This is a genomic window from Streptacidiphilus jiangxiensis (assembly GCF_900109465.1).
Classification (GTDB): domain Bacteria; phylum Actinomycetota; class Actinomycetes; order Streptomycetales; family Streptomycetaceae; genus Streptacidiphilus; species Streptacidiphilus jiangxiensis.
Genome location: NZ_FOAZ01000012.1, coordinates 258,909 through 280,542, shown reverse-complemented (window position 1 = coordinate 280,542; position 21,634 = coordinate 258,909). Strand labels below are relative to the sequence as shown.

Annotated in this window: 16 protein-coding genes; 7 read left to right on the top strand and 9 right to left on the bottom strand. The window is 74.1% G+C overall.

What is annotated here, in order from left to right; translation table 11 throughout:
* The coding region (locus BMY61_RS23705; protein WP_075004036.1) for a 3-hydroxybutyrate dehydrogenase at positions 1-725 on the bottom strand (725 nt) is incomplete at its 3' end.
* 426 nt (positions 726-1,151) lie between these two features.
* Between BMY61_RS23705 and BMY61_RS23700 the strand changes: the two genes are divergently transcribed.
* Positions 1,152-2,747, top strand: coding sequence for an NsdA family TPR-like regulatory protein (locus tag BMY61_RS23700; RefSeq protein ID WP_236656660.1), 1,596 nt, complete (start codon positions 1,152-1,154; stop codon positions 2,745-2,747).
* A 28-nt stretch (positions 2,748-2,775) separates the two neighbouring features.
* On the opposite strand, the gene BMY61_RS23695 is transcribed toward BMY61_RS23700, so the two are convergent.
* The 3 genes from BMY61_RS23695 to BMY61_RS23685 form a co-directional block, all read right to left on the bottom strand.
* Complete coding sequence (locus BMY61_RS23695; RefSeq protein ID WP_042460088.1) at positions 2,776-4,053, bottom strand: NAD(P)/FAD-dependent oxidoreductase; 1,278 nt, start codon at positions 4,051-4,053, stop codon at positions 2,776-2,778.
* A 153-nt stretch (positions 4,054-4,206) separates the two neighbouring features.
* The gene (locus BMY61_RS23690) at positions 4,207-5,025 is read right to left on the bottom strand and encodes a sirohydrochlorin chelatase (RefSeq protein WP_042460085.1); all 819 of its coding nucleotides are present in this window, start codon (positions 5,023-5,025) and stop codon (positions 4,207-4,209) included.
* Positions 5,022-6,194: a uroporphyrinogen-III synthase gene (locus BMY61_RS23685; RefSeq protein WP_082015664.1), complete on the bottom strand. Its 1,173-nt coding sequence runs from the start codon at positions 6,192-6,194 to the stop codon at positions 5,022-5,024. Before BMY61_RS23685 ends, BMY61_RS23690 begins: the two co-directional genes overlap by 4 nt.
* A gap of 305 nt (positions 6,195-6,499) precedes the next feature.
* Here BMY61_RS23685 and BMY61_RS23680 point away from each other — a divergent pair, with 305 nt between their 5' ends.
* Genes BMY61_RS23680 through BMY61_RS23660 form a run of 5 tightly spaced genes read left to right on the top strand, consistent with a single transcriptional unit; the run spans position 6,500 to position 14,319 of the window.
* Positions 6,500-8,662 carry a molybdopterin oxidoreductase family protein gene (locus BMY61_RS23680; RefSeq protein WP_236656662.1) on the top strand — a complete coding sequence of 721 codons (2,163 nt, stop codon included), beginning with the start codon at positions 6,500-6,502 and terminating at the stop codon, positions 8,660-8,662.
* Positions 8,659-9,891 carry an NAD(P)/FAD-dependent oxidoreductase gene (locus BMY61_RS23675; protein ID WP_075004033.1) on the top strand — a complete coding sequence of 411 codons (1,233 nt, stop codon included), beginning with the start codon at positions 8,659-8,661 and terminating at the stop codon, positions 9,889-9,891. Before BMY61_RS23680 ends, BMY61_RS23675 begins: the two co-directional genes overlap by 4 nt.
* Complete coding sequence (gene nirB, locus BMY61_RS23670) at positions 9,891-12,572, top strand: nitrite reductase large subunit NirB (protein WP_042460082.1); 2,682 nt, start codon at positions 9,891-9,893, stop codon at positions 12,570-12,572. Before BMY61_RS23675 ends, nirB begins: the two co-directional genes overlap by 1 nt.
* Before the next feature lie 5 nt (positions 12,573-12,577).
* Positions 12,578-12,985 (top strand): nitrite reductase small subunit NirD, encoded by a 408-nt coding sequence (gene nirD, locus BMY61_RS23665; RefSeq protein ID WP_042460129.1) that lies wholly within the window; start codon positions 12,578-12,580, stop codon positions 12,983-12,985.
* A complete protein-coding gene (locus BMY61_RS23660) occupies positions 12,982-14,319 on the top strand; it encodes a nitrate/nitrite transporter (RefSeq protein WP_042460079.1) in 1,338 nt (445 codons plus the stop codon). The genes nirD and BMY61_RS23660 overlap by 4 nt, the downstream gene beginning before the upstream one ends.
* A gap of 15 nt (positions 14,320-14,334) precedes the next feature.
* Here the strand turns inward: BMY61_RS23660 and BMY61_RS23655 are convergent, their stop codons facing one another.
* Positions 14,335-15,243 carry a TIGR01777 family oxidoreductase gene (locus tag BMY61_RS23655; protein ID WP_042460076.1) on the bottom strand — a complete coding sequence of 303 codons (909 nt, stop codon included), beginning with the start codon at positions 15,241-15,243 and terminating at the stop codon, positions 14,335-14,337.
* A 40-nt stretch (positions 15,244-15,283) separates the two neighbouring features.
* Between BMY61_RS23655 and BMY61_RS23650 the strand changes: the two genes are divergently transcribed.
* Entirely contained in the window at positions 15,284-15,868 is a 585-nt protein-coding gene (locus tag BMY61_RS23650; protein ID WP_042460074.1) for a GNAT family N-acetyltransferase, read from the top strand.
* Positions 15,869-15,873: 5 nt separating this feature from the next.
* Here BMY61_RS23650 and BMY61_RS23645 read toward each other — a convergent pair whose 3' ends face one another.
* From BMY61_RS23645 to BMY61_RS23630, 4 genes are all read right to left on the bottom strand, one after another.
* Positions 15,874-16,386, bottom strand: coding sequence for a DUF4240 domain-containing protein (locus BMY61_RS23645; RefSeq protein WP_042460126.1), 513 nt, complete (start codon positions 16,384-16,386; stop codon positions 15,874-15,876).
* A 158-nt stretch (positions 16,387-16,544) separates the two neighbouring features.
* The gene (gene sucB / locus BMY61_RS23640) at positions 16,545-18,326 is read right to left on the bottom strand and encodes a 2-oxoglutarate dehydrogenase, E2 component, dihydrolipoamide succinyltransferase (protein ID WP_075004032.1); all 1,782 of its coding nucleotides are present in this window, start codon (positions 18,324-18,326) and stop codon (positions 16,545-16,547) included.
* A gap of 55 nt (positions 18,327-18,381) precedes the next feature.
* Positions 18,382-19,770, bottom strand: a complete 1,389-nt coding sequence (gene lpdA / locus BMY61_RS23635) for a dihydrolipoyl dehydrogenase (protein ID WP_042458761.1) — start codon at positions 19,768-19,770, stop codon at positions 18,382-18,384.
* A 350-nt stretch (positions 19,771-20,120) separates the two neighbouring features.
* Positions 20,121-21,629: a leucyl aminopeptidase gene (locus BMY61_RS23630; protein WP_042458758.1), complete on the bottom strand. Its 1,509-nt coding sequence runs from the start codon at positions 21,627-21,629 to the stop codon at positions 20,121-20,123.
* Positions 21,630-21,634: the final 5 nt, after the last annotated feature.

Genomic DNA, 21,634 nt, shown 5'->3' with positions numbered 1-21,634 from the left:
GCGCCGGTGATCCCGGCGGCCGCCGGGGCGCAGAGCCACAGGACCGCGGCGGCGACCTCCTCGGGTTCGATGAGGCGCTTGATGGCGGTGCGGTCGAGCAGGATCCGGTCCACGACCTCCTCCTCGGAGATGCCGTGGGCCTGGGCCTGGGCGGCGATCTGGCCTTCGACCAGGGGGGTGCGGACGTAGCCGGGGTTGACGCAGTTGCTGGTGACGCCGTGCGGGGCGCCCTCCAGCGCGACGACCTTGCTCAGTCCCTCGAGCGCGTGCTTGGCGGTCACGTACGCGGACTTGTAGGCGCTGGCCCGCAGGCCGTGCACGGACGAGATGTTGACGATCCGTCCCCAGCGTCCGGCGTACATGTGGGGCAGGGTGCGGCGCAGGATCCGGAACGGGGCCTCGACCATGACCTGCTGGATCAGGGCGAAGCGCTCGGGCGGGAACTCGTGGATCGGGGCGACGTGCTGGAGCCCCGCGTTGTTGACGACGATGTCGGCGTCGTCGGGGAGCGCGTCCACGGCCGTGGCGTCCGAGAGGTCGACGACGAGCGCGGTGCCGCCGATCTGCTCGGCCACGTCCTTGGCCGCCTCGGCGGCCCGGTCGACGACGTAGACCGCGGCGCCGGCGTTGGCGAGGGCGTGCGCGCAGGCCCGGCCGATTCCGCTGGCCGCGCCGGTGACCAGGGCTTTCCGCCCGGCCAGCATGCTTGCGTGGGTGCTCTCCATGGCCGCAGACGCTAGGCCGCGGCGGCGGGGCCTCCCATGTGGGCCGCCGCCACAGACCGGAGCGGATCTGTGGGGCACGGAGCCAGGGCGGTCACCGTCGGCCCCCGGGCGGCCCGCGCCCGCCGCCGGCGACGGCCGACCTGCGGATCGGTCGGGACGCGGGACGGTGGACCGGTCGGCGCGCAGGGTGGTGGATCGGTCGGGGCGCGGGATGGTGGATCGGTCGGCGTGAAGGTGACGGGAGCGTAAGGCCGGTGCGTCGCCCCATGGGTCGCATCGTCCCCGGCAGGGGGGACGGGCTTCACCCGTTCGGACGATTGTCCGCCCGGAATCGGCCGCTCGCGCCAAATGCTCGCTACATTCACGCCGTTCCCCTAGGGAGCTCGCGGCGTTCCGCGGTGCGGGCCCCCGGAAGGTGTGTGCCAGATGCCCCAACGGCCTGTGACCGATCGTCCGCAGCTCGACCGCGCCCCGCTCGACCGTATCCAACTCGAGGGCCGACCGCGCCGCGCGCCGGAGCCACCACCCACCGGCCCGGCCGCCGGTGCCGGAGCCGCTGCCGAGCGCCTCCAGTACAACCAGCGGCTGTCGGCGCTGATCGAGGAGGCCGGCTTCTCGCATGCGGGCCTGGCCCGTCGGGTGGACCAGCTCGGTAGCGAGCACGGCCTGGACCTGCGTTACGACAAGACCTCGGTGACGCGCTGGCTGCGTGGCCAGCAGCCGCGCGGTGCGACGCCGGCACTGATCGCGGAGGTGTTCACCAGGCGGCTCGGGCGTCGGCTGACGGCGCAGGACCTGGGCCTGGACGCGTGCGCGCCGGTCTACGCGGGGCTGGAGTTCGCGGAGAGCCCCGCCGAGGCCGTCGACATCGTGGCGAGCATGTGGCGCAAGGACACCGGCGCGCACAGCGAGCTGCGCCGGATCGCGTTCACGCCGGCGGGCCTGGTGGTGCCGAGCCGGGACTGGCTGATCGGCCGGACCGACGACCGCGTGGCCCGGGAGACGCCGCAGGATCTCGGCCGGGGCGGTATCCCGGCGCAGGCCCGTCGGGACGGGGCAGGAGCGGCGGGCGCGGGCGCGGGCGGGGAGGCGGCCGCAGCGCTGCGCGGGGTGCCGCGGGTCAGCCGGGGTGACGTGGCGGCGATGCGCGCCGTCGGTGATCTCTTCCGGGCGCTGGACAACGCCTACGGGGGCGGGCACGCCCGCCAGGCGCTGATCCGGTACCTGGAGAGCGAGGCCGAGCCGATGCTGCGCGGCCGCTACAACGAGGCCATCGGCCGGGCGCTGTTCGGCGCGGTGGCCGATCTGACCCGGCTCGCCGGGTGGACGTCGTACGACATCGGTGCGCACGGGCTGGCGCAGCGGTACTTCGTGCAGTCGCTGCGCCTGGCGCAGGCCGCGAACGACCGGTTGTACGGGGGCTACGTGCTGGTGACGATGAGTCGGCAGGCGGTCTACCTGGGGCACGGGCGCGAGGCGGTGCAGCTCGCACGAGTGGCGCAGCAGGGTGTCGGGTCGACGGCGCCGGCTGCCGCCCAGGCGCTGATGCACGCGGCCGAGGCGCGTGGGCACGGGCTGCTCGGGGACGCCCGTTCCTGTACGGCGGCCCTGGTGCGGGCGGAGCGGGCGCTCCAGGCCTCCCACGGCGGTGACGAACTGCCGAGCTGGGCCCGCTTCTTCGACGAGGCCCAGTTGGCCGACGAGTTCGCGCACTGCTACCGGGATCTGCAGCAGTGGCGGCCCGCGGCGCAGCACGCGGAGCGGTCGCTGCGGCTCCGGCCGCAGACCTACGCGCGCAGCCGGGTCTTCTGCCGGGTGGTGCTGGCCACCTCCCGGCTCGGCCTCGGCGAGCTCGACGAGGCGTGCGCGGCGGCGACGGAGGCGCTGCGCGGGGTGACCGAGATGCGGTCGCTGCGGGCGGTGGAGTACCTGCGGGATTTCGCCCGCAGGTTGGCTCCGTACCGGGGCAACCCGTCGGTCCGGGCCTTCGAGGAGGCTGCCCGGGCCGCCGGGTTGATCTGAGGGGTCGTTCGATCTGACGGGTCGCCGGTCAGGCCGCCAGGGCGGCGGTCTCGGCCGGGCGGATGACGCCGAGGTCGCGCAGGACCGCGTCCGCGGCGCGCCGGCCGGAGACGAGGGCGCCCTGCACCGAGCTGGTGTCGCGGTGGTCGCCGCACACGTACAGTCCGCGCAGCACCCGGACGGGGCGGCGGAAGACGTGCGGCGGCGGCATCGCGGGCAGTGCCTCGGCGAAGTGGCGGGCGGTCAGGAAGTGCCAGCCGGTGGTGTCGGTGTCGTAGAGGCGTGCCAGCGCCGCGCGGACGGCGGGTTCGGCGGGGACGGCCGCCCGGTGGCCGAGCACGGTCGAGGCGATCAGTGCGCCGCTGGGGGCGTAGGAGCGGTCGACCTCGCTCAGCACCAGCGTGTGGGAGACGAGCGCGCCGGGGGTGGCGTCGAGCAGCAGCAGCGGTTCGGCGAGCGGGCTGCCGTCGGCGACGTGGTAGTAGGTGGTCACCGGGTGGTGCTCCGGCTGGTGCAGGCCGGGCAGTAGTTCGGTGGCGGAGCGGGCGTCGGTGGCCACGACGACGGCGCGGGCGGCGAAGCGGCCGTGCTGTTCGGTCTCCACGCCGTCGGCGGCGATGGCGGTGGCGCGGACGCCGACGCGGACGGTGCCGGCGGGCAGGCGTTCGGCGAGCGCCAGTGGGACGGCGCCCACGCCCTGGGCGGGCAGGCAGAGCCGGCCGCGGGCGTAGCTGCGCAGGACCAGGTCGGCGACGCGGCTGCTGGTGCGCAGAGTCGGGTCGCCGAGCAGGGCGGTGAGCAGCGGGCGCAGGAACCCGTCGACGGTGGCGGTGGCGAGGCCGCGTCCGGTCAGCGCCTCGGCGGTGGTCTGTTCGGGCCGGGCGAGGAGCCGGTCGACGGGCGTGGCGGCGATCCGGGCGAGGTTGACGCCGGGGCGGGCCTTGTCCCAGGGGCGGCCGACCCGCAGACGGGAGGGCGCGCCGATGCGCTGGCGGCGTCCGTCGGTGTGGACCAGCACGTCGGGGCTGAGCGGGCGGAGCTCGAGGTCGCCGAGGTCGAGGGTGCGGGCGAGCTCGGGGTAGGCGGTGTTGAGCAGGTGGGTGCCGTGGTCGAGCCGGAAGCCGTCGTACTCCTCCCCGGCCATCCGGCCGCCCACGTGGTCGGCTGCCTCCAGGACGGTGACGGACAGTCCGCAGGCGGTGAGTCTGCGCGCTGCGGTCAGTCCGGCCAGTCCAGCGCCGACGATGACGACATCGGTGGCGCGGCGACGCGGGTGCAGGGGGGTGGGGATGGCTGTTGCGGGCACGGACGGCTCCCTCCGGGTGCCAGGCTTCCGGGGCTTCTCTCAGTGATGCCCCCTCAAGCGCCGCCTAAGACAAGGAAGTTAGGACGATACGCAGGCCCGTGACCGCTCTTTGTGACGCTCGGTGACCCCTGGGTCGGACTCGCGCGCCCCTGGTCACCCCGGCGTGAGCATGCGCCCCGAGCGTGCTCCCGTACGCCCCTCGGGCGGGCCGTTGCGCCGGTCGCCGAGAGCTTCGTCGTAGCGGAGCGTCACGAGACGGGCGAGCGCGTCGTGTGGGCCCAGCGGGGCCGAGGTGAGGCAGGCGCCCGCGGCGGACGCACGGCGCGCGAAGAACCCCGGGCCGAGCAGGTAGGAGGCGACGGCCACCCGCCGGTGCCCCTCCGCGTGGAGTGCGGCCACCGCCTCGGCCGGGGTCGGTCCGGCGGCGCACAGGTAGGCCGGGACCACCGCGGGCAGCCCGGGGAGTCGGCGCCGCAGCAGCTCCGCCATGGCTGCGGTGCCGGCGTTGGCGGCGGGGTCCGTCGATCCGGCCGCGGCCAGCACGAGCGCACCGGCACCCGGCCCGGGGCGGCCGGCCTCCCCGGGGCAGCCGGCCTCCTTGGGCCAGCCGGCCTCGTCGAGCCGGTCCGCGAGTGCCTCGGCCAGCAGCGGGTCGGGACCCAGCGCCCGGGCTACCCGGGCCCGCAGGTGGGGGGCGTCGGCCAGGGCGGCGGGGATGTCGACGCGGACGTGGTAGCCGGCGCCGAGCAGCAGCGGCACCAGCACCACCTCCCCGCGCAGCCCGGTCAGCGCCTGGGGCAGCGAGGGCGAGACCAGGTCGAGGAAGCACCTCTCGACGCGCAGTTCGGGTCGGAGCGCCCGGACCCGTGCCACCAGCGCCTCGGTCGTTGCGACCCCGTCGGCCTCCCGGGTGCCGTGGGCGACGGCCAGCAGGGTGGGCGGGCCGGAGTCCGGTGCTCGGCGGCCCGTCACACGGCCGCCAGTCGGTACCCGCGCTTCGGGACGGTGCGGACCAGGTCGCTGTGGCGGCCCAGGGACTGCCGCAGCCGGGCGATCGCCGCCTCGACGGCGTGCTCGTCGGCGTCGGAGTCCGCCCAGGCGCGGCGCAGCAGCTCGGCGCGGCTGAGCACCCAGCCGGGGTTCTCGGCCAGCGCCCGCAGCAGCGTGGCGCCCTTCGGGGAGAGCCAGTAGCTCTCGCCGTCGACCAGGAGGGCGCTGCCCTGCAGCACCAGCTCGCGGTCGGCCACCCGGAGGGTCTGCCGGCTGCGGGCAGGGAGCACCTCGGTCAGGGTGCGGACCAGCGAGCCGAGGCGGCCGCGGTCCGGCCAGACGACGGGGATGCCCGCCTCGACGAGCGGGCGGGCGCAGACGGGGCCGACGCAGACGGAGAGGATCTCGCCGCGCAGCGCCTCCAGCACCGGGCCGTCCAGGCCGTCGGCGGCCGCGGTGGCCAGGAAGGCGGTGATCGCGGGCGCGCTGGTGAAGGTGAGCGCGTGCAGCTCGCGCCGTGCGGTCTGCTCGACCAGGCGTCTGACCGGAGCAGGGTCCTCGGGTGGTGCCCAGCGGTAGACGGGCACCGAGATCACCTCGGCGCCGCGCTCGCGCAGGGCGGCGGCGAAGGCGGTGAGCGGGATGCCGTGCTCCTGCACCGCGACGCGCCGACCGTCCAGCGGGCGGGCCAGCAGCCAGGTGAGCAGCTCGTCCGTCGCCTCGCTGCCGGGCGACCAGGTCTCGTCCAGGCCGCTCGCGCGCACGGCGCCCGTGGCCTTGGGGCCGCGGGTGAGCACGACCGCGTCCCGGCAGGCGGCGGCCAGCTCGGCGCCCCGGCCCCAGCCGTCGGCGGCGCTCATCCACCCGCGCCAGCCCACGCCGGTGGTCGCCACGACGTAGTCCAGCGGCGCCTGCAGGCACAGCTCGGTGGCCCGGCGCAGCGCGAGGTCGTCCTCGAGCGGGAGGATGCGCAGCGTCGGCGCCTCGACGACCCGAGCCCCGCGCCGGGTGAGCAGCGCGACGAGTTCGTCACGGCGCCGCGCGGCGGTGACGCCGACGGTGAACCCGGTCAGCGGGAGGAGCGCACCCCCGTGGGTGCCGCCCTCGGGGGAGCCGCTCCCAGGGGAGTCGGAAGTGTCTGAGGTGCCCATGGACGCAGGTTCACTGCCGCCGGTTACCGGGAGGTTGCTCGGTGATCACGTGCGCGTCAACGAAACGCCCGCTCGTGTTACGGCACGTGTCCGCGGACCCACCCCGTCCCCGAGGCGGCGTGAGGGAGGTGTACCCCCGGTGCAACACACGGGACAAGGCCGCGTAACGCCCGACGGACATCGTCGATGCCATGACGCCCACCACCCTCACCGGCGCGACGACCGCGACGACCGCGACGACCGCGACTACCGCGAGGACCGTGACGACCGCGACGCACTGCCCGTACTGCTCGCTGCAGTGCGGCATGCGGCTCGTGCCGGTCGCCGGCGGGCCGGTGCCGGTGGAGGTGAGCGGCCGGGAGGACTTCCCCGTCAACCGCGGCGCGCTGTGCGGCAAGGGGCAGAACGCGGCGGCGCTGCTGGCGCCCGGCGCGCGGCTCACCACGCCGCTCGTCCGGGACGTCCGCCGGGACGGCACGCGAGGTGAGCTGCGGGCGGCGAGCTGGACGGAGGCGCTGGACCGGGCGGCGGGCGGTCTCGCGGCCGTGCGCGACGCGTACGGCGCGGACGCGGTGGGTGTCTTCGGCGGCGGCGGGCTGACCAACGAGAAGGCCTACCAGCTCGGCAAGTTCGCGCGGATCGCGCTGCGGACCGCGACGATCGACTACAACGGCCGGTTCTGCATGTCCTCGGCGGCGGCCGCCGGAAAGCTCGCCTTCGGTGTGGACCGCGGCCTGCCGTTCCCGCTCGCGGACATCCCGAAGACCGACTGCCTGATCCTGGTCGGCGCCAACCCGGCCGAGACGATGCCGCCGGCGCTCCGCTACTTCCGCGAAATGCGGGAGAACGGCGGCACGTTGATCGTCGTCGACCCGCGCCGCACCCGCACCGCCGAGCAGGCCGACCTGCACCTGCAGCCGTTGCCGGGCACGGACCTGGCGTTGGCGCTGGGCCTGCTGCACCTGCTGGTCGCCGACGGCATGGTCGACGCGGACTTCGTCGCGGAGCGCACCAGCGGCTTCGAGCAGGCGCGGGCCGCGGCGATGGCGCACTGGCCGGAGCGGGTGGAGCGGATCACCGGCGTGCCGGTGGCCCGGCTGCGGGAGGCGGCCCACCACTTCGGCCGAGCCCGTACCGGCATGGTGCTGACGGCGCGCGGTCCGGAGCAGCAGAGCAAGGGGACCGACACGGTCGGCGCCTGGATCAACCTCTGCCTGGCGTCCGGCAAGGCGGGCCGGCTGCACTCGGGTTACGGCTGCCTCACGGGCCAGGGCAACGGGCAGGGAGGACGGGAGCACGGCCAGAAGGCGGACCAGCTGCCCGGCTACCGCTCGATCGAGGACCCGGCCGCCCGCACGCACGTGGCCGCGGTCTGGGGCGTGGAGCCCGACGCGCTGCCGCGCAGCGGCCGCTCCGCCTACGAGCTGCTGGACAGCCTGGGCGCCGACGGGCCGGAGGGCGTGCACGCGCTGCTGCTGATGGGGTCGAACCCGGTCGTCTCGGCGCCGCGCGCCGGGCGGGTCGTGGAGCGGCTGCGTTCGCTGGAGCTGCTGGTCGTCTCCGACCTGGTGCTCTCCGAGACGGCGCAGCTCGCGGACGTGGTGCTGCCGAGCACGCAGTGGGCCGAGGAGACCGGCACCATGACCAACCTGGAGGGCAGGGTCCTCCTGCGTCGCCGGGCCACGCAGGCGCCCGAGGGGGTCCGCAGCGACCTGTGGGTGCTGGGGGAGCTCGCGCAGCGGCTGGGGGCGACGGGCCGCGGCGGGGAGGGCGGCTTCGACACGGACCCCGAGACGGTCTTCGCGGAGCTGTGTCGGGCCTCGGCGGGCGGACAGGCGGACTACGCAGGGATCAGCTACGAGCGGATCGCCGCCGAGGACGGTGTCTTCTGGCCCTGCCCGGCGAAGGACCACCCCGGCACGCCGCGGCTCTTCCTGGACGGCTTCGCCACCCCGGACGGCCGGGCCCGGTTCGCGCCGGTCAGCCACCGTCCGGCGGCCGAGGAGCCGGACGCGGAGTATCCGCTGTACCTGACCACGGGACGGGTGCTGGCGCAGTACCAGAGCGGCGCGCAGACGCGCCGCGTCGCCGAGCTGAACGCCGCCGCTCCGGGGCCGTTCGTGGAGCTGCACCCGCGGCTCGCGGCACGCCTCGGGGTCGCGGAGGGGGATCCGCTGGCGGTGGTCTCCCGGCGCGGCCGGGTGGTCGCCCCGGCGCGGATCACGGACACGATCCGGCCGGACACGGTCTTCATGCCGTTCCACTGGGCCGGCACCGGCCGGGCCAACACGCTCACCAACCCGGCGCTGGACCCGACCTCGAAGATGCCCGAGTTCAAGGTCTGCGCCGTCCGCGTCGAGCCGCTGCCGTCCGGGCCCGCGTCCGGGCGCCTGTCCGAGCCCGTGTCCGGGCCCGCGTCCGAGCGCCTGTCCGAGCCCGTGTCCGAGCCCGTGGGGGAGTCGAAGTGAGCAAGCGTCATGTCGCCGTCGTCGGCGCGGGGATGGCTGCGGCGCGGTTCGCCGAGCGGTATGCGGCGCTCGGCGGCGCCGCCCGGGTCACCCTCTACGGGGCCGAGCCGCGCGCCCCCTACAACCGGGTGCTGCTCGCGGACGTGCTGACCGGACGCTACGACGCGGAGGCGATCGCGCTGCCGCTCGGCGACGCGGAGCTGCGGCCGGGCACCGAGGTCGTCGGCCTGGACCTGGGCGCGCGGCTGCTGACCCTGGCCGACGGCAGCACGGAGGCCTACGACGATCTGGTCCTGGCCACCGGCGCCAACCCGGTGCTGCCGCCGATCCGCGGCCTGCGCCGCGTCGAGGGCGCCGGGCAGGCGCAGGGGCTGCGCGACGGGGTGCACGCGCTGCGGACGCTCGCCGACTGCGCCCGACTGGCCGAGGAGGCGGTGGACGCCAAGCGGGCCGTGGTCGTCGGCGGTGGGGTGCTGGGTGTCAGCACCGCGCGGGCGCTGGCGGCGCTCGGCCCGCAGGTCGAGATCGTGCACCAGGGCCCGCACCTGATCGAGCGCCAGCTCGACGCGGAGGCCGCGACAGCGCTGCGCGGCGCGCTGCGCTCGCTCGGTGTCGAGGTCTACCTGGGCAACCGGGCCCGGGCGCTGACCGAGGCGGGTGAGGTGGAGCTGGCCAACGGCTACCGGCTGCCGACCGACCTGGTGGTGCTGGCGTGCGGGGTGCGGCCGCGGACCGGCCTCGCGCACGCGGCGGGGCTCGCGGTCGGCAGGGGCGTCCTGGTCGACGACACCCTGGCGGCGTCCGCCCCGCACGTCTACGCGATCGGGGACTGCGCGGAGCACGCCGGGGTGGTCCACGGCCTGGCCGGTCCCGGGTGGGAGCAGGCCGACGTGCTGGCCGCCCGGCTCTCCGGTGCCGATCCGGACGCCCGCTACCACGGCTCGCGCCCGCTGGCCCGGCTCAGTGCCGGCCCGATCGAGTACGCCGCCTTCGGCGAGGTCCACCTCGACCCGGCGGGGCCGGACGGCGACGACGTCGACGAGCTGCGGCTCACCGACGCGACCCGCGGCAGCTACAAGAAGCTCGTGATGCGCGGCGACCGACTGGTCGGCGCGATCCTCCTCGGCGACCTCGCCACCGTCGGCGACCTCGCCCGGGCGCTGGAGCGCGACGACGCGCACAAAGACTCACCGCTGCACCTGCTCACCACCACCCATGGAGCCTTCTGATGACGACTCACCTCACGAACGGGCCGGTCAAGGATCTGGTCCTCGTCGGCCACGGCATGGTCGGCCAGCGTTTCCTGGAGGCCTTCGTCGAGCAGCCGGGCGCCGCCGAGTGGCGGATCACGGTGCTGGCCGAGGAGCCCCGCGCCGCCTACGACCGGGTGCACCTGACCTCGTGGTTCTCCGGCACCAGCGCCGAGGAGCTGTCGCTGACCCCGGCCGGGTTCCTCGCCGAGCACGGCATCGACCTGTGTCTCGCGGACCCGGCCACGGGGATCGACCGCGCCGCGCACACCGTCACCTGCGCCTCGGGCGCGGTGCTCCACTACGACGCGCTGGTACTGGCCACCGGCTCCTACCCGTTCGTGCCGCCGGTGCCCGGCCACGACGCGGCGGGCTGCCACGTCTACCGCACCATCGAGGACCTGGAGCGGATCCGCGACGAGGCAGCGGTCCTCCAGGCCACCGGCACCGGCACCGGCTCAGGCACCGGCACCGGCACCGGCCCAGGCACCGGCATCGGCGTGGTCGTCGGGGGCGGCCTGCTCGGTCTGGAGGCGGCGGGTGCGCTGACGGCGCTCGGCCTGGCGACCCACGTCGTCGAGTTCGCGCCGCGGCTGATGGCGATCCAGGTCGACGAGGGCGGCGGCAAGCTGCTCAAGCGCAAGATCGAGGACCTCGGCGTCCACGTCCACACCGGTGCGGGCACCCAGTCGGTGCTGACCGACGAGAACGGCCGGGTCCGGGCGATGGGTCTGTCCGACGGCCGTGAGCTCCCCGCCGACCTGGTGGTCTTCTCCGCCGGTGTCCGGCCGCGGGACCAGCTGGCCCGCGAGTGCGGACTGCCGGTCGGCGAGCGCGGCGGCATCGTCGTCGACGAGCGGTGCCGCACCCGCGACCCGCACGTGTACGCGATCGGTGAGTGCGCCCTGGCCGCCGACGGCCGCGTCTACGGTCTGGTCGCGCCCGGCTACGCGATGGCCGAGACGGCCGCCCGCTCGCTGGCGCACGAGCTGGCCGACGAGCCGGCGGGTGAGCTGCGCGAGGAGCACCACTTCACCGGCGCGGACACCTCCACCAAGCTGAAGCTGCTCGGCGTGGACGTGGCGAGCTTCGGCGACGCGCACGGTGCCACCGAGGGCGCGGTCGACGTGCTGTACAGCGACAGCCGCGCCGGGATCTACAAGAAGCTGGTCATCGGCGCCGACGGGCAGCTGCTCGGCGGGGTGCTGGTCGGCGACACCGAGGCCTACGGCCTGCTGCGCCCGTTGGCGATGGGTGGCAAGCCGCTGCAGACGGCGCCCGAGCAGCTGGTGCTGCCGGCCGGGCTGGCCCCGGCCGCAGGGCCGATCGCGCTGCCGGACGAGGCGGTGATCTGCTCCTGCCACAACGTCAGCAAGGGCCAGATCCGCGCCGCCGTCCACGAGCAGGGCTGCGCCACCGTGCCCGAGGTCAAGAAGTGCACCAAGGCCGGCACGGGTTGCGGCTCCTGCGTGAAGCAGCTCGGCCAGATCGTCACCGAGGAGCTCGAGGCGGGCGGCGTCACCGTCGACAAGGGCCTGTGCGAGCACTTCGGCCACACGCGCGCGGAGCTGTACGAGATCGTGCGGGTGGCGGGGATCAGCAGCTTCTCCGACCTGTTGGACCGGCACGGGCGCGGCGGCGAGGGCTGCGACGTCTGCAAGCCGGCCGTCGCCTCGATCCTGGCCAGCCTGGACAACGGGCACATCCTCGACGGTGAGCAGGGCGCGCTGCAGGACACCAACGACCACTTCCTGGCCAACCTGCAGCGCAACGGCTCCTACTCGGTGGTGCCGCGGATCCCCGGTGGCGAGATCACCGCGGAGGGGCTGATCACCATCGGGGAGATCGCCCGCGACCACGGCCTCTACACGAAGATCACCGGCGGTCAGCGGATCGACCTGTTCGGCGCCTCCGTCGACCAGCTGCCCGCGATCTGGCGGCGCCTGGTGGACGCGGGCTTCGAGTCGGGCCACGCCTACGGCAAGTCGCTGCGCACGGTGAAGTCCTGCGTGGGGGAGACCTGGTGCCGCTACGGCGTGCAGGACTCCGTCGGCCTCGCCATCGAGCTGGAGCTGCGCTACCGGGGCCTGCGTTCCCCGCACAAGCTCAAGGCCGCCGTCTCCGGCTGCGCCCGCGAGTGCGCCGAGGCGCAGGGCAAGGACTTCGGCGTCATCGCCACCTCCGCCGGCTGGAACCTCTACGTCGGCGGCAACGGCGGCATGACGCCACGCCACGCCGACCTGCTGGCGGCGGACCTGGACAAGGAGACGCTGCTGCGGACCATCGACCGGTTCCTGATGTTCTACATCCGCACCGCCGACCGGCTGGAGCGCACCTCGGTGTGGCTGGACCGGATCGAGGGCGGCTTGGACCACGTGCGGCAGGTGGTCATGGAGGACTCCCTGGGCATCTGCGCCGAGCTCGACGCGCTGATGGCCCGCCACGTCGACGCCTACGAGGACGAGTGGGCCGCCGTCCTCGCCGACCCCGACCGGCTGCGGCGCTTCACCTCCTTCGTGAACGCCCCCGGAACGCCCGACCCGGCCGTGACCTTCGTGCCCGAGCGCGGCCAGATCCGCCCCGCCCGCCCCGACGAGGACGGGCGGATCCTCACCCCGGCGCTGGTCGCCGGTCCCCGACTGGAGGTGCACAGCGCATGACCGAGATGTTGACGAGGCCGGTCGCCGCAGAGGTGGTGACCGGCACGGTGGAGATCCTGGACGGGCGGTCGTGGACCCGGGTCTGCGCGTACGAGCAGCTGACCCCGGGGCGGGGCGTCGCGGCCCTGAGCGCGGAAGGGGCCCAGGTGGCGATCTTCCGGGACCGGTCGGGCGCGCTGTACGCGGTGGACAACCGCGACCCGTTCAGTGGCGCCTACGTGCTGTCGCGCGGCATCGTCGGCAGTCGGGACGGTGTGCCGACCGTCGCCTCGCCGATGTACAAGCACGTCTTCGACCTCCGTGACGGACGCTGCCTGGACGAGAGGACGACGCCTGACGGCCGCCCGGCCGTGCTGCGGGTGTGGACGGTACGGGTCGTGCAGAAGCACGGCACCGCGGAGGGAGCCCGATGAGCACCGTCGTCGACACCGGGGCCGCCGCGGCGGCCCCCGCCAGAAGTCGGGCGATCACCGACTGGCGCCCCGAGGACGAGGACTTCTGGGCGGAGGCGGGCGCCAAGGTCGCCCGGCGCAACCTGGTCTACTCGGTTCTGTCCGAGCACGTCGGCTTCTCGGTGTGGAGCCTGTGGTCGGTGCTGGTGCTGTTCCTCGGCCCGGCGTATCACATCGACCCTGCGGGCAAGTTCACCCTCACCGCGCTGCCGACGGCGCTCGGCGCGCTGCTGCGCCTGCCCTACACCTTCGCGGTGGCGCGCTTCGGCGGACGCAACTGGACCGTCTTCAGCGCCACGCTGCTGCTGGTGCCGACGGCCCTGGCCGGCCTGGTGCTGCACCCGGGCGTCTCCTACGGGACGCTGCTGGCGGTGGCCTGTGTCGCGGGCGTCGGCGGCGGCAACTTCGCCTCCTCGATGGCCAACATCAACGCCTTCTACCCGCAACGGCTCAAGGGCTGGGCGCTCGGGATCAACGCGGGCGGCGGCAACCTCGGCGTCCCGGTCGTGCAGCTGGTGGGCCTCGCCGTGCTGGCCACGGCCGGCGCCGCGCACCCGCGGCTGGTCCCGCTGGTCTACCTGCCGCTGATCGTGCTCGCGGCGCTGGGCGCGGCCCTGCGCATGGACAACCTCAGCTCGCTCAGGAACGACCGGCGCGCGCTGCGCGACGTGGCCAAGGAGCCGCACAGCTGGGTGATGTCGCTGCTCTACATCGGCACCTTCGGCAGTTTCATCGGGTTCGGCTTCGCCTTCGGCCAGGTGCTGCAGGTGCAGTTCCACCAGCAGTTCGACACCCCCGTCAAGGCCGCCTACCTGACCTTCCTCGGGCCGCTGCTGGGTTCGCTGGTGCGGCCCGTCGGCGGCAGGCTGGCCGACCGCTTCGGTGGCGCGCGGATCACCCTGGCGACGTTCCTGCTGATGGCGGCGGGGGCGGGCACGGTCCTGCTGGCCTCGCAGGCCAAGTCGCTGCCGCTGTTCCTCGCCGGTTTCGTCGCCCTGTTCGTGCTGAGCGGCATCGGCAACGGCTCGACCTACAAGATGATCCCGGCGATCTTCCAGGTGAAGGCTCCCACCGGTGAGGAGGCGCGGCGCCGCGCCTCGGCGCTGATCGGGATGGCGGGCGCGATCGGGGCGTTCGGCGGGGTGCTGGTCAACATGGCCTTCCGGCAGTCGTTCCTGACGACGAAGAACGGCGACGCCGCCTACCTGGCCTTCCTGGCCGTCTACGCGGTCTGCTCGCTGGTCACCTGGGCGGTCTACCTGCGCCCCGGCTCCCGCTGGCCCAAGGGCATCTGAGGCGGCGTCCGGCTGCTACAGCGCCGTCGCCACCGCCTGGTCGACGGTGGCGTGGGCGAAGCGGAAACCCGAGTCGAGCAGTCGTCGCGGCACCACGCGGTGGCTGCCGACCACCTCGATCGCCATCTCGCCGAGCACGGCCCGCAGCGCGAACTCCGGAACGGGGAGCGCCGCGGGCCGTCGCAGTGCCTTGGCCAGGGCGGTGGTGACCTCGGCGTTGGTGACCGGCACGGGGGCGGTGAGGTTGAACGGCCCCGACAGCCGGTCGGTGTCGATCAGATGGCGGATCGCGGCCACCTCGTCGCGCAGCGAGATGAAGCTCCAGTACTGCTGACCGTTGCCGAGGCGGCCGCCGAGGCCGAGCTTGAACAGCGGCAGCAGCCGCTGGAAGGCGCCGCCGTGGGCGTCGACGACGATGCCGCTGCGGGTGTGGGCGACGCGGATCCCCGCGTCCGCCGCAGGGGCGCAGGACTGCTCCCACTCGACGCAGAGCCGGGCGAGGAAGTCGCCGCCCGCCGGCGCGTCCTCGTCGATCACGGCGTCACCCGTCTGGCCGTAGTAGCCCGTGGCGGATGCGGAGACCAGGACCTTGGGGCGCTGCTCCAGGCCGGCCAGGGCCGCGGCCAGGGTCTGCGTGGACAGGATGCGGCTCTCGTGCAGGGTGCGCTTGTAGGCGGCCGTCCAGCGGTGGTCGCCGATGCCCGCTCCGGCCAGGTTGACGGCCGCGTCGACGCCTTCCAGGGCCTTGCGGTCGATCGCCCGCAGGGGAGGGTTCCAGCGCGCCTCCACGCTGCCGTCGGCGCGCTCCTGCGGCTCGCGCCGCACCAGGCGGACCACCTCGTGCCCGTCGTCCAGCAGCGAGCGGACCAGGGCGGAGCCGATGAGACCGGTGGAGCCGGTGACCGCGATGCGCATACGCGACATTCAAGCAGTTGCGCGGGTAAGGACCGCGTAGGCTCCGGCCATGGACACTCCGCAGCCCGAGACTCCATCCGACGACAGCCCGGTCCGTGTCGTCATCCGGCCTGCGGTGGCCGCCGACGGTCATGCCGTGTACGTCCTGGACCACCGGTGCTGGTCGCCGGCGACGGAGGTGTCGGAGCAGCCGGACCCGCCGGAGCCGGACAGCAGCGCCTTCTACGACGACCGGCACCGGCCCGAGCACATGCTGGTCGCGGTGCGGGAGGGGGAGCTGCTGGGCTGGGTGCGGGTGCTGCCGCCCACCCCGCTGCCCAGCAACGCGCACATCAGAGCGATCATGGGCCTGCAGGTCGCGCCCGAGGCACGCGGCCTCGGGCTGGGCCGGGCGCTGCTGCACGCCGCCCTGGCCAAGGCCCGCGCCGAGGGCGCGCGACGGGTGACGCTGCGGGTGCTGGGCGGCAACATCGTGGCCCGCTCGCTCTACGAGCAGGCGGGCTTCACGGTCACCGGTGTGCAGCCGCAGGAGTTCTGGCTGGCGGGCGAGTACGCCGACGACGTGCTGATGGGGATCGACCTGGACGCGGCGGAACGCGAGGCCACCGGGCAGGCGGCGGACCGGGCGCCGTAGCGGGGTCAGGCGCCGTAGCGCTCCCACAGGCGCGGGTAGCGCTTCTCCATCTCGCGCGGGTCGTCGAAGTCGAACTCGGCGCCGAGCGGGTCGCCGGCGCGGCGGCCGAGGTCCGGCAGCCGGGCGCCGGTCAGCTGCTCGTAGGCGCGGTCGGCGACCCAGCCGAGCTCCTCGGCGTCGCCGTCCTCCTCGTCGTCGAAGTCCGGCAGCAGGTCGGCCAGTTCGTCGGGGTCGGCCAGGGCGCCCTCGAAGACGTCGCGGCCCTGGCCGATCAGCCAGGCGCAGAAGGCCTCGAAGGCGTCCTCACCGGCCCCGCCGAGCAGCAGGTCGGCGGCGCCCCACAGGTCGTTGCGCCAGGCCCGGCCCATGCGCGCCTCGAAGAGCCGCGCGAAGTCGAGCACCTCGTCGGGGGTCTTCTCGACCAACTGCCCGAGCAGCAGTTCGGCCTGGTCGACCGGGTCGCCCTCGGCGCTGTCCCGGGTCTCGTCGATGAGCAGCCAGAAGTCCGTCTCGTCCATCACGCCCTCCAGCATCCACGCCACGGCAGCCCCACGCACGCGGACACCACGGGACACCACGGGGACAGCACGGTCGGCCGCACACGGGGAAGGCCCCGTCTCCGCGAGCGGGGACGGGGCCTTCGGGGCCTTGCGGGTGGGGCGACGCCCCGATCGGACTACAGGCCGAGGTCGCCCTCGAACGCGCCCTCTTCCAGACGGGCCTTCAGGGTGCCCAGGAAGCGGGCGGCGTCGGCGCCGTCCACGATCCGGTGGTCGTAGGACAGGGCCAGGTAGACCATGTCGCGCACGGCGATGGTGGTGCCCAGCTCGGCCGACTCGATGACGACCGGGCGCTTGACCGTCGCGCCGATGCCGAGGATCGCGACCGTCGGCGGCGTGAAGATCGGCGTGTCGAACAGCGCGCCGCGCGAACCGGTGTTGGTGACGGTGAAGGTGCCGCCGGACAGCTCGTCCGGGGTGACCTTGCTGTCACGGGTACGGGCCGCCAGGTCGGCGGTCTTCTTGGCGATGCCGGCGATGTTCAGGTCGCCCGCCTCGTGGATGACCGGGACCATCAGGCCGCGCTCGGTGTCGACCGCGATGCCGATGTTCTCGACGGCGTGGTACGTGATCGTGCCCTCGGCGTCGTTGATGGAGGCGTTGACGACCGGGTGCGCCTTGAGCGCCTCGGCCGCGGCCTTCACGAAGAACGGCATCGGCGAGAGCTTGACGCCCTCGCGGGCGGCGAAGCCGCCCTTGGCCTTCTCCCGCAGACGCATGATGTTGGTGACGTCGACCTCGACGACCGTGGTCAGCTGCGCGGCGGTCTGCAGCGCCTTGACCATGTTGTCGGCGATGACCTTGCGCATGCGGGTCATCTTCACCGTCTGACCGCGCAGCGGGGAGGCGGCGGCGATGGTGGTCGGGGCCTTCGGCGCGGCCGCGGCACCGGTCGCAGCCGGGGCGGCGACGGCGGCGCGGGCGGCCTCGGCGGCGGCCAGCACGTCCTGCTTGCGGATGCGGCCACCGACGCCGGTGCCCTTGACCTGGTTCAGGTCGATGCCGTTCTCCGCGGCGAGCTTACGGACCAGCGGGGTCACGTAGGCGTCGGACGCCTCGGCGGCGACCGGAGCGGCGACCGGAGCGGCGGCAGCGACCGGCGCAGTGACCGGAGCGACCGGCGCGGCGACCGGAGCGGCGACCGGCGCGGGCGCGACGGGGGCCGGAGCGGCGACCGGGGCCGGGGCGACGGGGGCGGCGACCGGCGCGGGGGCCGGAGCGACCGGAGCCGGAGCGGCGACCGGGGCCGGAGCGGCCGGAGCCGGGGCGGCGGCGGGCGCGGCACCCGGGGCACCGATGACGGCGAGCTTCGCGCCGACCTCGGCGGTCTCGTCCTCGGCGACCAGGATCTGCAGCAGGACGCCGCCGACCGGCGCCGGGATCTCGGTGTCGACCTTGTCGGTGGAGACCTCGAGCAGCGGCTCGTCGGCCGTGACGGTGTCGCCGACGGCCTTCAGCCAGCGGGTGACGGTGCCCTCGGTGACGGACTCGCCGAGCGCCGGCAGGGTGACCTCGGTGCCGGAGACGGCACCGGCGGGGGCGGCGGCCGGAGCGGCGGCCGGGGCCGGGGCGGCGGCGACCGGAGCCGGCGCGACCGGGGCCTCGACCGGCGCGGGGGCGGCGGCAGCGGCCGGGGCCGGAGCGGCGACCGGGGCGCCGGAGCCGTCGTCGATGATGGCCAGCTCGGCGCCGACCTCGACCGTCTCGTCCTCGCCGACCTTGATGGAGGCCAGGATGCCGGACGCGGGCGCCGGGATCTCGGTGTCGACCTTGTCGGTCGAGACCTCGAGCAGCGGCTCGTCGGCCTCGACGCGCTCGCCCTCGGCCTTCAGCCAACGGGTGACGGTGCCCTCGGTCACGCTCTCGCCGAGTGCGGGCAGTGTTACTGAGACCGCCATGGTTTCAGTTGCTCCTTGTGGTGCGTTGCGGATGGTTGGCGTGCGACGAGGGTTGTCAGTCGTGATTGTGCAGCGGCTTGCCCGCCAGCGCGAGGTGCGCCTCGCCGAGGGCCTCGCTCTGGGTGGGGTGCGCGTGGATCAGCTGCGCCACCTCGGCGGGCAGGGCCTCCCAGTTGTAGATCAGCTGGGCCTCGCCGACCTGCTCGCCCATGCGCTCGCCGACCATGTGCACGCCGACGACCGCGCCGTCCTTGACCTGGACCAGCTTGATCTCGCCCGCGGTCTTCAGGATCTTGCTCTTGCCGTTGCCGGCCAGGTTGAACTTGGCGGTGACGACCTTGTCGTCGCCGTACAGCTCCTTGGCCTTGGCCTCGGTGATGCCGACGGAGGCGACCTCGGGGTTGCAGTAGGTCACGCGCGGCACGCCGTCGTAGTCGATCGGGACGACCTTGAGACCGGCGATGCGCTCGGCGACGAGGATGCCCTCGGCGAAGCCGACGTGCGCCAGCTGCAGGGTCGGGATCAGGTCGCCGACGGCGGAGATGGTGGGCACGCTGGTCTGGCAGTACTCGTCGACCAGGACGTAGCCGCGGTCCATGGCGACCCCGGCCTCCTCGTAGCCGAGGTTCTGCGAGACCGGGCCGCGGCCGACGGCCACCAGCATGATCTCGGCCTCGACCTGCTTGCCGTTCTCCAGCGAGGCGCGGACACCGGTCTCGGTGTACTCGACGCCGGAGAAGCGGGCACCGAGCTCGAACTTGATGCCGCGCTTGCGGAAGGCGCGCTCCACCAGCTTGGAGGAGTTCTCGTCCTCCAGCGGGGCCAGGTGCGGCAGCGCCTCGATGATGGTGACCTCGGCGCCGAAGGACTTCCAGACGGAGGCGAACTCGACGCCGATGACGCCGCCGCCGAGCACGATCGCGGACTTCGGCACGCGGTCGAGGGTCAGGGCGTGGTCGGAGGAGATGATCCGGTTGCCGTCGATGGCCAGGCCCGGCAGGGACTTCGGCACGGAGCCGGTGGCCAGCAGGATGTGGCGGCCGGTGTAGCGCTGGCCGTTCACGTCCACGGAGGTCGGGGACGACAGGCGGCCCTCGCCCTCGACGTAGGTGATCTTGCGGCTGGCGACCAGGCCCTGCAGGCCCTTGTACAGGCCGGAGATCACGCCGTCCTTGTACGCGTGGACCGCGTTGATGTCGATGCCCTCGAAGACGGCCTTCACGCCGAAGCCCGCGGCCTCGCGGGTCTGGTCGGCGACCTCGCCGGCGTGCAGCAGCGCCTTGGTCGGGATGCAGCCCTGGTGCAGGCAGGTGCCACCGAGCTTGTTCTTCTCGATCAGCGCGACCTGGAGGCCGAGCTGGGCCGCCCGCAGCGCCGCGGCGTAACCGCCGCTTCCGCCTCCGAGAATGACTACGTCGAAAACGGTGCTGGCGTCGTTCGCCACGTCACGTCCTCCATGCAAAGGGTGCGGATGCTCCCGGTCGATCGCCGGCCGGGTGTGGTGCTCCCTTGTGGGGAGACCCGTCGTGCCGGAGATACATCCTCGCACTTGTCGTGCGGTGGTGAGGGACCGGGCCAAGGTGTGGACGGCTCCCTGCCCCGGGGGCGGGGTGGGTGCCTCGCGAGGAATTGTCTGTTTCCGCAGGTCGAGAGGCAAATTCCAGTGCGGGGAAGGGGGCCAGGTCAGAAGGGTTTCCGGCGCAACGCCGAAGGACCCGCGCTCGTGTTCGCCCAAGGCGAACACGAGCGCGGGTCCGATCAAGGGTTACCTACTGGTAGGTCAGTGCCTCTGGATCAGAGCTTGCCGTCGGCGGCGCGCTCGGCGAGTGCGACCAGGGTGCGCACGGCCGTGGCGGTGCCGCCCTTGGGGGTGTAGCCGAAGGGGCCGCCCTCGTTGAAGGCCGGACCGGCGATGTCCAGGTGCGCCCAGGTGATGCCCTCGGCGACGAACTCCTTGAGGAACAGGCCGGCGACCAGGCCGCCGCCCATGCGCTCGCCCATGTTGGAGATGTCCGCGACGGTCGAGTCCATCGGACCGCGCAGGTGCGCCGGCAGCGGCATCGCCCAGGCTGGCTCGCCCGCGGCCTCGGCCACCTCGGTGACGGTGCTGCGGAAGGCGTCGTCGTTGGCCATGACACCGAAGGTGCGGCTGCCCAGCGCCATCATCATGGCGCCGGTCAGGGTGGCCACGTCGATGATGTAGTCCGGCTTCTCCTCGCCCGCGCGGACGATGGCGTCGGCCAGCACCAGGCGACCCTCGGCGTCGGTGTTGAGCACCTCGACGGTCTTGCCGCCGTACATGCGCAGCACGTCGCCCGGGCGGGTGGCCGAGCCGGACGGCATGTTCTCCGCCAGCGCCAGCCAGCCGGTGACGTTGACCTGCAGGCCCAGCTTGGCGGCGGCGAGCACCGAGGCGAAGACGGCGCCGGCGCCGGCCATGTCGCACTTCATCGTCTCGTTGTGGCCGGCCGGCTTGAGGGAGATGCCGCCCGAGTCGTAGGTGATGCCCTTGCCGACGAAGGCGAGCGAGGCCTTGGCCTTCGGGTGGGTGTAGGCCACCTTGACCAGGCGCGGGCTGCGCTCCGAGCCGGCGCCGACACCCAGGATGCCGCCGTAGCCGCCCTTGGTCAGGGCCTTCTCGTCGAGCACCTCGACCTTGACGCCCGCGGTCTCCTTGCCGACCGTGGTGGCGATGTCGGCGAAGGACTTCGGGAAGAGGTCGTTCGGCGGCATGTTGACCAGGTCGCGGGTCCGGTTCATCTCCTCGGCCACGACGGTGCCGCGCTCGACGGCGGCCTTGGCGGCCTTGTCGCCGCGCTTGGCGCCGACCAGGGCGACCTCGGCGAGGGGGGTCTTGGTGTCGGCCTTGCCGTTGTCGCTGCGGCAGGCGGTGAAGGTGTAGGCGCCGAGCAGCGCGCCCAGGGTCACGGCCTCGATCGCGGCGGCGTCGGTGGCCGGCAGTGCGAAGGCGGCCTTCTTGCTGCCGTGCAGGGTGCGCGCGGCGACGCCCGCGGCGGAGCGCAGCGCCTCGGCGGTGTAGCCCTCGGCGGCCTCGCCCAGGCCCACGGCCAGCACCAGCGGGGCCTTCAGGCCCGCGGCGGCGGGGACCTTGACGGCCTCGCCCTCGGCGCCGGTGGCGCCGACGGTCGCGAGCACCTCGGCCAGGCGACCCTCGAACGCCTCGTCGACCGTCTCGGCGCCCGGGGCGAGTACGAGGCCCTTGGGACCCTTCGCCACGGCCACGACGACGGCGTCCGCGCGCAGCGCGGCGGCCGTGGAGGTGCTCAAAGACACTGCAGTCACGGAAT